At 64.3% G+C, this 6730-nt stretch carries 6 protein-coding genes; 3 read left to right on the top strand and 3 right to left on the bottom strand.

The genetic code is table 11. From position 1 onward, the window contains the following. Positions 1–1568: 1568 nt before the first annotated feature. A complete protein-coding gene (locus LNV23_RS20335) occupies positions 1569–2180 on the bottom strand; it encodes a YceI family protein (protein ID WP_263564665.1) in 612 nt (203 codons plus the stop codon). 158 nt (positions 2181–2338) lie between these two features. After that, positions 2339–2740: a cupin domain-containing protein gene (locus tag LNV23_RS20330; protein ID WP_263564664.1), complete on the bottom strand. Its 402-nt coding sequence runs from the start codon at positions 2738–2740 to the stop codon at positions 2339–2341. 197 nt (positions 2741–2937) lie between these two features. Between LNV23_RS20330 and LNV23_RS20325 the strand changes: the two genes are divergently transcribed. Then, positions 2938–4506, top strand: coding sequence for a methyl-accepting chemotaxis protein (locus LNV23_RS20325; protein ID WP_263564663.1), 1569 nt, complete (start codon positions 2938–2940; stop codon positions 4504–4506). 24 nt (positions 4507–4530) lie between these two features. On the opposite strand, the gene LNV23_RS20320 is transcribed toward LNV23_RS20325, so the two are convergent. After that, positions 4531–5679, bottom strand: a complete 1149-nt coding sequence (locus LNV23_RS20320) for an acyltransferase family protein (protein ID WP_263564662.1) — start codon at positions 5677–5679, stop codon at positions 4531–4533. A gap of 165 nt (positions 5680–5844) precedes the next feature. On the opposite strand from LNV23_RS20320, the gene LNV23_RS20315 reads away from it, so the two are divergent. Both LNV23_RS20315 and LNV23_RS20310 read left to right on the top strand, forming a co-directional pair. Then, on the top strand, positions 5845–6063 hold the full coding sequence (locus LNV23_RS20315) for a TOBE domain-containing protein (RefSeq protein ID WP_171829091.1): 219 nt from the start codon (positions 5845–5847) through the stop codon (positions 6061–6063). 25 nt (positions 6064–6088) lie between these two features. Then, positions 6089–6682, top strand: a complete 594-nt coding sequence (locus tag LNV23_RS20310) for an RBBP9/YdeN family alpha/beta hydrolase (RefSeq protein ID WP_263564661.1) — start codon at positions 6089–6091, stop codon at positions 6680–6682. Positions 6683–6730 lie beyond the last annotated feature (48 nt).

Genomic DNA, 6730 nt, shown 5'->3' with positions numbered 1-6730 from the left:
TTCCTGGCGCTTGCCCTGAAGGTCTATCGCGAAACAAACAGTGATGGGCGAAAGCGCTTGAAGCAGGTGCTGAAGACATTCCAACAGTAGGCCGCTATCTGAGCAAGATGCGGGACGCCCGACAGGAGATGCTGTGCTCGCGCCAGGCTTTGTCCTTCAATCTGTGGAAGAACACAGTCGTGGTTGATCAATCTTCACGCCGCTCCAAACCCCTCGAAGGCGTAGTCAATGCTCTGCGAGGCCTCCTTGATCTAAAAACGATAGATTGACGCCCTAGCCGAATGTCCTGCAACTTGCCCACAACGGCGTCCAGTGATGTGATTCCGTCGGCAGGTGTGGGTTGAAAATGCAGGGTGCCCTGCGCATGTGCTGCACGTTCCTATGCCCATCGATGGATTTGCAATGAGGCCCTATGCGTTCACTTAACCACCGGCAGGTTTTCATTGACACGCTGCGCCTCTATTTCGCGCCACTGGTGGGAGCGATACGCGGTGCGATCAGCGAGGTCAAAGCCGTGGAGTCCAGCATTGCCGCTCGTAGGTCACTCGAACAGCGATTTGGCCATGACGCCAGTTCAACTGCAGAGCCACCGAATCCGGGCGTTGGATTGAAGTAGTGATCTGTCTATCACTAAGCCCAGGTGACCACTCCCTCCCCTCCATACCAAAGCCAAGCGAGAGATCGACCGCCCGCCCGCCACAGGATGCCGCATGAAAGTTCCAGCCCGGCAAGGCACTTTGAAGCTTTGCCATTAGAGATTCCAGCTCGAATCGGCAGAGCGAGCTGGGACTTCGATACTTTGCCGTGCCTTTTACGGGTTATTTCACCGATCGATACAGGGGCATTGACTTCGAAACTTTGTTATGAGGTTCCTGCAGGAGGAGGCTGAGAACAAAGTTTCGAAGTTACTGTCAAATTATCGAAGTCTTGGGGGGAGGCAGCGAACGGGGTGAGGTCAAAGTTTCGAAGCAGGTTGAGGCGATTCGGGAAAACATGCAGTCGCTTTGCGGTGATGGGTGTCGGCTGAGGCTAAACCCGGCAGGGCCACCTGGGCACTTCGTTGACGAACCTCAGCGTGGGGCTGCATTCCCTTGCTCTCCCTCACTATCAGTCCACTGCCTTGATGACAGCAACCGAGATAACTGAACATTGAACGCCGAAGCCTTTGATCGGCAGCTTCTACCAACGGCTGTTCGACGCTCACTTCAACGCAGGCCTGCGTCGCGCAGCGCTGCACGAACGCCGACTCCGGCGCGTGCAGCGCTACCCCGAGGACCGGCGGGCGGAAGAGGCCCAGCGGCATCTGCTGGCAGTCCAAGCTCGAGCCGCCTCGCTCAGCCCGGGGCTCAGGCCAGGGAAGACTCGCTGAATGGCCGCCTTTGAGCACAGCTTGGTCGCTAAGCTCAAGCATTCCCGGGCCACAAAGATTGCCGTAGGCAGCCCGTTGCTTCCCAAGCCGCTCGAAGCAGACCGTCCCGAGCGCGAAGGCCAGAGTGATCAAAAGGGGTGAGCGCCAGGCCACCAGGCCATGTCGCACGGTTCATATCGCGCTCCGCGAGACCGATGGCTTACTCCCTTGCCACCGCCTCCACCTGAATGCGTAGCTTCACCTCCATCTTGAAGCCACAATCCTTGCCTGCTGCAAGGCCGAAGTCGTCGCGTTGAAAGCTGCCTGAGGCATCGGCACCGCAGAGTTCGCGTTTGTGCATGGGATGGGGCATGCACTTGAGCTGATGGAGTGTCAGCGTGATGGGGCGGGTCTGGCCGTGGAGGCTCAATTCACCCACAAGCTGGCTCGGGGCGCCGCCGGGCTGGGTGCCTTCGAAGCGGCCCTTGAAGTGGGCGACGGGGTGTTTCTCGATCTCGAAGAAGTCCTTGCCGCGGGCCCATGCGTTCATCGCGTCCAGGCCGAAATCAATGCTGGCCAGGTCCATCTGGACCTCGACGCTGCCGGCACCCGTCGCTTTGTCGTAGACGATGCTGCCGCTGTTCTTGTTGAGTTTGCCGCGCCAGACGGACAGGCCCATATGGTCGGCCTCAAAGCTGGGGTAGGTGTGCGTGGGGTCGATCTCGTAGCTCACGGGCGCCGCTTGAGCAGCAGGAGTGCCACTCAGGGCCAGGGCGAGCAGCAGGGCAGATGCGAAGATCGAGCGGCATCGGGTTGGGATCGTGTGATTCATGTAAGGCGTCCAGTTTGAAGAGAGAGTTGAAGCGTCGCGGCACGCATGAAATACGACGACGAGCAGAGGGGTCGCAAATCGACACTCTGGAGACTTCGCAACAGGAATCACAGGCAATCAGCCCAGCTACAGGCCGCGATCATTCTGCGCGCTGGCGCTCAAATCTTCGCATCGGCCTCCCGCACCGGCCGGTGCTCGCTGCCCGCGCCACGCGTGATGTGCAGCAAACGGCTGGGAGCGCTCACCCGCGCCGTATGCCAAACGCCGCGGGGCACGAGCGCGGCGCCACGGCCGCTCAAGGTGAGGGTCTGCGGGCCGCCAGGCAGCTCCAACAACAGCTGGACAGCGCCCGACAGAAGGTAGACGTACTCATCTCCACCGGGGTGGCGTTCCCAGTTCGGCCAGTCCTCGCTGCACTCGAATTCCGTCACCAGCCAGCCTGAGTCATAAGCAGCCATCTCGGCGGCAGGCAGGCCCCAGAACGCGGCGCCACCGGGCAGTTCGGTGGCTTGGCCATCTTCGGCCAGATGAACATAACGCTGTTGAGGATCGAAAGGCATGGCTCGGGCTCCGGAGCGATCGGGGATGGGGCGATTGTGGCCAGAACGCTGCCGCTGTTCCCGAGCGGCGTTTCTCGCCACAATCAGCGCCAGCACCAGCTTCAGAACTTGGATTCAGGGATGGGCGCGAGCGGCCACCCTCCCCCCGGGGCTCACACCACGGGCGACGCCGTTCTTGGAGTCACAGGGAGAAGAAAATGCAAGCATTGAAAGATCGCTCCATCGCCACGCGCATGCGGCTGGGGTTCGCCTTGTTGATCGTGATGAGCATGGCGGTGGCCGCCTTCGGCCGCGTGGCGCTCAAAGAGGTGGGGCAGCAGATGCACGAGCTCACCGACAAGCACATGGTCGTGGTGAGTCTGCTGGGCCAGCTCAAGGACAACGTCAACGTCACCGCGCGAGTGGCGCGCAATATCGCCCTGCTCAGCGAGCCAGCCGCCAAGCAGCGCGAGAAGGCCCGCATCGATGCCAACCGCAGCTCCACGCAAGAGCTGCTCAAGCAGCTGCAGGCCCAACTGGCCGCCGAGGCCGGCAGCGAGCTGCTGCAGAAGGTCACCCGCACCCGCGAGGCCTACATCAAGGTCATCAACCCGGCCATTCAGCTGGGCATGGCCGGCCAGAACGAGGCCGCGCGCGACGCCCTGGTGGGCGAGGTCGGCCGAGCTCAGACCGAGTATTTCAGTGCCCTGGATGAGCTGATCGCGATGCAGCGCAGGGAAATGGAGGCCGCCGGGTTTGCCGCTGACCGCACCATCCAGCGCGCCGGCTGGGCCATGCTGGGCCTGCTGATGCTCTCCGCCTTCTTGGGCTCGGGCATAGCCGGTTGGATGGCGCGCAGCGTGACCCGCCCCCTGCTCGCAGCGATGAACGTGACCCAACGCATTGCCAAGGGCGACCTGAGCAGCCGCATCGTGGCCGAGTCGCGCGACGAGGTGGGCCAGCTGATGAACTCTCTGCACCAGATGCAGGAGGCTCTTCGTCAGCTGGTGGGCGTGGTGCGCAGCAGCAGCGACTCGGTGGCCACCGGCGCCGGCCAGATCGCCACCGGCAATGGCGACCTCTCGCAGCGCACCGAGCGCCAGGCCAGCAGCTTGCAGCAGACGGCAGCCTCGATGGAGCAGCTCTCCGGCACCGTCACGCAAAGCGCCGAGACCGCCCGTCATGCCACCGACTTCGCCACCGCCGCCAACGGCGCCGCTGAACGTGGCGCCCAGGTGATGGGCGAAGTCATTCACACCATGAGCGACATCAACGAAGCCAGCCGGCGCATCAGCGACATCGTCAGCGTGATCGACGGCATCGCCTTCCAAACCAATATCCTGGCCCTGAACGCCGCGGTGGAAGCCGCCCGCGCGGGCGAAGAAGGTCGCGGCTTTGCGGTGGTGGCGTCCGAGGTGCGCAGCCTGGCCCAGCGCTCGGCCACGGCGGCGCGCGAGATCAAGACCTTGATTTCCAGCAATGTCGAAAAGGTGGAGGCCGGTTCACGCCTGGTCGGCAGCGCCGGCAACAGCATGCAGGACATCCGCGACCAAGTCGCCCGGGTGGTTCAGCTGATCAACGAGCTCGGCCAGGCTTCGCAGGCGCAAAGCCGGGACATCGTCCACATCAACTCGGCCGTGGCCCAGCTCGACGAAAGCACGCAGCAAAACGCGGCCTTGGTCGAGCAATCGGCCGCCGCGGCCGAGAGCCTGAGTCAGCAGGCCCGCATCCTGGTTGAGGCCGTGAGCGCCTTCAAGCTGGAAAGCTCGCTCCACAGCGCCGGCTGACGGCCCGCTCGCCCTGCGCCGCGCTCAAGCCGGGGAAGGCTCGCTGCGCGGCGGGGCCTGGGCTCGGCCGCGCTCGCGCCAGCGCAGTCCCGGCCGTTCAATGCCGTAATGCAGGACTGCGCCGAACAGCAGGATCACGGCCACATAGGCCGCAAACTGCAGCGCCGCCAGCTCGGGCAGCCAGGGCAGCAGCCAGGTCTGCACCGCATGCAAAGCCAGCTTGTGGCTCAGGTAGAGGCTGTAGGAAATGGCAGCGATCCAGGCGACGCCAGGCAGGCGCCAGCGGCCGATCAGGCTGTGCGGCGATGCGCCGGCCAGCACCAGCAGGCCGGCCGCCGCCGCCAGCACGGGCCAGCCCAAGGTGTTGGCCAGCAAGCCGGTGCGCGCGCGGAACAGCCACCATGCCAGGCCGAGCACCAGCAAGCCCAGCGCCAGCACGGCATTGGCATGGCGCTGTGCCCAGGCCCACCAGCGCGGGCGGTGGACCTGCGCCACGGCCAGCAGCACGCCCACCAGAAGCGCGTCCAGCCGCGACCAGGTCGGGTAGTAGAGCGCCTCGATGAACCAGGCCCGGTCGGGCTGCAGCGCGGTGTAGTGCTGCCAGACCGCGCCGCGCAAGGCCACGCCGCCCAGCACCAAGGCCGCGAACAGCGCCAGCAGTTGCCAACTCTTGACGCGCCCACTCAGGCCCAGGGCCAGCAGCGGAAACAGCAGATAGAAATGTTCCTCCACGCACAGCGACCAGGCATGGGAGAAGGCCGGATTGCGGGCGTAATCGACCAGTAGATTGAAGCTGAAGCTGAGGAACTTCCAGGCCGACTCCAAATTCGGATCCTCGCGCAGCACCGGAAACGCCAGGTAGACGGCCAGCACGGTCAGATAGGCCGGCAAGATGCGCCAGGCGCGCCGGACATAAAAGCTGGCCAGAGAAAAGCGTGTGGGTGCCTCTTGCAGCAGGCGCAGCAGGGGCGCGCCGATCAAGAAACCGCTGAGCACGAAGAACACATCGACGCCGACCCAGCCGAAGCGAGCCAGGCCCTCCCAGTCCGGCCCGACGCCACCGACCCACACGGAATGGAACAGCATGACCCAGGCGATGGCCAGGGCTCGCAAGAGGTCGAGGCCGGGCAGGCGGGCGGTGGTGCTTGGTGGCGCAACAGCAGCAAGATTCATGGGCGGAGATTGTGCCGCGACCTCCACGGCGCTCTGCCTCGCTTCGGCCCTTATCTGACCAGCGCATGTGCTCCCGCGCATCCCTTCCTTCCCCGCCTGGCCCTGCCCTCCTAAGCTGAAGGTTCACCAAGGCACACAAAGCCCTCGGGCAAGGAAGCAAGAACCATGAGCATCACCGCCATCAATGTACGCAACCAGTTTCGCGGCACCATCCAAGAAATCATCGAAGGCCCGGTGGTGTCCGAGGTCGACGTGATCACGCCCTCGGGCGCCCTGGTCACCTCGGTCATCACCACCCGCTCGGTCAAAGATCTGGGCTTGGTGGTCGGGCGCGAGGTGGTGGCCCTGGTCAAGTCGACCGAGGTCTCGATCGCCACGCTCTGATCGCCACACGACTTGCAATCCCGCCATGGCCACCACCTATCGCCCGCCGCGCCTGATCATCATCCCCGGCCTGCATGACAGCGGCCCGGCCCATTGGCAAAGCTGGCTGCAAAGCCAGTTCCGCGATGCGCGTCGGGTGCAGCAGCGCGACTTCAGCCAGCCCGAGTTGCAGCGCTGGGCCGATCGCATCGCCAGCACGGTGGACCACGCGGGACCGGGCGAATGGTTGGCAGTGGCCCACAGCTTCGGCACCCTGGCCCTGGCCCGCTACCTCGATGAACATGCAGACACACCAATTCGCCAGGCCTTGCTGGTGGCGCCGGCCGAGCCCGACAAATTCGGTCTGGCCGAGCTGCTGCCGCAGCAGCGCCTGCGCATACCCTGTACCTTGATCGCCAGCCAGAACGACCCCTGGATGACGCCGCACAGCGCCCAGCGCTGGGCGCGCCGCTGGGGCGCCAGCTACAGCAATCTGGGCCGGGTTGGCCACATCAACAGCGAATCCGGCTTCGGCCCCTTCCCCTTGGCCAAACGCTGGGTCGAGGTGGCCTTGGCGCGCGCGGCGCGTGAACAGCGTCCGTTGCATGCCAGCTTCCGGGAGTGGTCGTTCGCGATCTGAATCACGCGACCTCATCCATCCCTCAAGAATTCACAGCAAGAGAGCCCC

The sequence above is a fragment of the Kinneretia sp. DJ1R-11 genome, assembly GCF_025717595.1.
GTDB lineage: Bacteria > Pseudomonadota > Gammaproteobacteria > Burkholderiales > Burkholderiaceae_C > Paucibacter_A.
This window is presented reverse-complemented; position numbering and strand designations above follow the sequence as displayed.

Bases quoted from the DNA above. Each gene is read 5' to 3' on its own strand.
- LNV23_RS20335 (WP_263564665.1), bottom strand. From the start codon at position 2,180: ATGAATCACACGATCCCAACCCGATGCCGCTCGATCTTCGCATCTGCC.
- LNV23_RS20330 (WP_263564664.1), bottom strand. From the start codon at position 2,740: ATGCCTTTCGATCCTCAACAGCGTTATGTTCATCTGGCCGAAGATGGC.
- LNV23_RS20325 (WP_263564663.1), top strand. From the start codon at position 2,938: ATGCAAGCATTGAAAGATCGCTCCATCGCCACGCGCATGCGGCTGGGG.
- LNV23_RS20320 (WP_263564662.1), bottom strand. From the start codon at position 5,679: ATGAATCTTGCTGCTGTTGCGCCACCAAGCACCACCGCCCGCCTGCCC.
- LNV23_RS20315 (WP_171829091.1), top strand. From the start codon at position 5,845: ATGAGCATCACCGCCATCAATGTACGCAACCAGTTTCGCGGCACCATC.
- LNV23_RS20310 (WP_263564661.1), top strand. From the start codon at position 6,089: ATGGCCACCACCTATCGCCCGCCGCGCCTGATCATCATCCCCGGCCTG.